The following is a 1,704-nucleotide window of genomic DNA, read 5'->3' as shown; positions in this document are numbered from 1 at the left end:
TCAGAATCCACCCGAACGAACAGGGCCGAAGAGCCGGGTTTGAGTTTTTCACCGAGCTGCTTCATGAAGTCATCGTTGCTGCCGACATCACTCAGTGCACCGCCCCCGGCCCCCGCACCCGCGCCGACCACAAGGCCCAGCAGGGGATTCAGGAATATCAGGCCGATCAGCGCGCCCCAGAAGCCGCCGCTCAGCGCGCCTGTTGCCGTGAGGTTGTATAGCTGGTGCAGCTTGATCTTGCCGTCCTGCTTGCGGGTAACCACTACGGCGTCTTCAAGGTCCACAAGATAGGCCTTCTGCATTTTCAAAAACTTGATGCGTTCTTCGCTGGCCTGGGTTTCACTGGGGTAAGCCACGACAAGTAATGTGCGCATGGGATCTCCTTGAGATGCGGTATTGCCCGCAATGGCGGCCGCAATACCGATGGTTACAGGTAATAGCTATTGCTGGCAATATGTCACGGGCTTTATAAAATGACAATGCCATGAAGGCCCTGATGCCCGGGCCTTCATGGCAAAGTGTGTGTTATTTCGGCTAGATCTTGTTCACCGGCAATTTTACGTATTGAATGCCCCCAACTGGCGTACCAAAGTCGCCTGCGCGCATATTGGCCTGGATGGAGGGCAGCAGCAGAGGCGGCACGGCCTTGCCAGTATCATCCGCCTTACGGCGTGAAACAAAGCTGTTTTTATCAATGCCCATGTGCAGGCGCTCGTTTTTCAGTTTTTGCTCGCCGACGGTGCTCATGCACTCGGGGCCTCGCTTGCCTGCCGGGGGATAGTCGTGTCCTACATATATGCGGTAATGGTCAGGCAGGGCAAAGAGCTTGCGCGAGGATTCGTAGGAGTCCTCGGGGCTGCCGCCCGGGAAATCACAGCGGCCGGAACCCACATCGGGCAGAAAGATGGTGTCGCCCACAAAGGCCGCGTCTTCAATGATGTAGGTGGTGTCGGCCGGGGTATGCCCGGGCGTATGGATGATTTTGGCCTTGAGGTCGCCGATGGTGAACGTTTCATCATCTTCAAAAAGATGGTCAAAATCCGCCCCATCGGCCGGGGTATCGCCGCCTGTCTGAAAGATGGGAACCCAGGTGGCGATAATATTCAGCATATGCCTGCTCATGGCTATTTTTCCGCCCAGCCTTTCCTTGAGGTAGCGGGCGGCGGTCACATGGTCCGCATGAATGTGTGTTTCAAGTATCCACTCTACCTCAAGCTCTTTCCGGTTTACAAATGTAATAATCACATCGGCGGATGCCGTGCCGGTACGGCTTGAGGGCATGTCATAGTCAAGCACGCTGTCGATAATGGCGCAGCGTCGGCGGCTGTCTGTACCGGACCAGACCACATAGGTCCAGGTTGCGGTAACGGGGTCAAAAAATCCGCGCACATTGGGGGCAGTCATAATAGTCTCCTTGGGCGTCGGTTGCGCCTGAAGGCGCTGTAGGGTTGGATCTGGTCCAACCGTGAATATGCGGCATGCCGGGTTTTGATTCGGCATTGCGGTACTGGTCAGCCTTGGCCGGGGCAGGGGGTTGCCGGACATGTTCCGGCTGTTGCCAGTTATTGGCAACTTGCACCGGGGCTTGCGCCGCCGCTCTTGTTGCCGCCGATGGAGCAGGCGCCCCCAAGTGTGCACGAGGCCCCTTTCTGGTTCCAGGGGGCGCGCATAAGCAGAAGGGCCATCCCGCACCAGTTGGTAATG

General features: G+C 57.2%; 2 protein-coding genes. Both read right to left on the bottom strand.

Going from position 1 to position 1,704, the window contains the following annotated elements; genetic code table 11:
* A partial coding sequence (locus QZ377_RS10530; RefSeq protein ID WP_291441099.1) for a DUF1269 domain-containing protein occupies positions 1 to 374 on the bottom strand: 374 nt, incomplete at its 3' end.
* A 160-nt stretch (positions 375 to 534) separates the two neighbouring features.
* The gene (locus QZ377_RS10525; RefSeq protein WP_291441098.1) at positions 535 to 1,404 is read right to left on the bottom strand and encodes an MBL fold metallo-hydrolase; all 870 of its coding nucleotides are present in this window, start codon (positions 1,402 to 1,404) and stop codon (positions 535 to 537) included.
* Positions 1,405 to 1,704: the final 300 nt, after the last annotated feature.

It is taken from the genome of Desulfovibrio sp., from assembly GCF_019424165.1.
Lineage (GTDB): Bacteria > Desulfobacterota > Desulfovibrionia > Desulfovibrionales > Desulfovibrionaceae > Desulfovibrio.
The sequence above is the reverse complement of the archived record's forward strand: the minus strand, read 5'-3'. Positions and strand labels throughout refer to the sequence as shown.

Excerpts from the sequence above, each read along its gene's own strand:
- QZ377_RS10525 (WP_291441098.1), bottom strand. The coding sequence starts at position 1,404 with ATGACTGCCCCCAATGTGCGCGGATTTTTTGACCCCGTTACCGCAACC.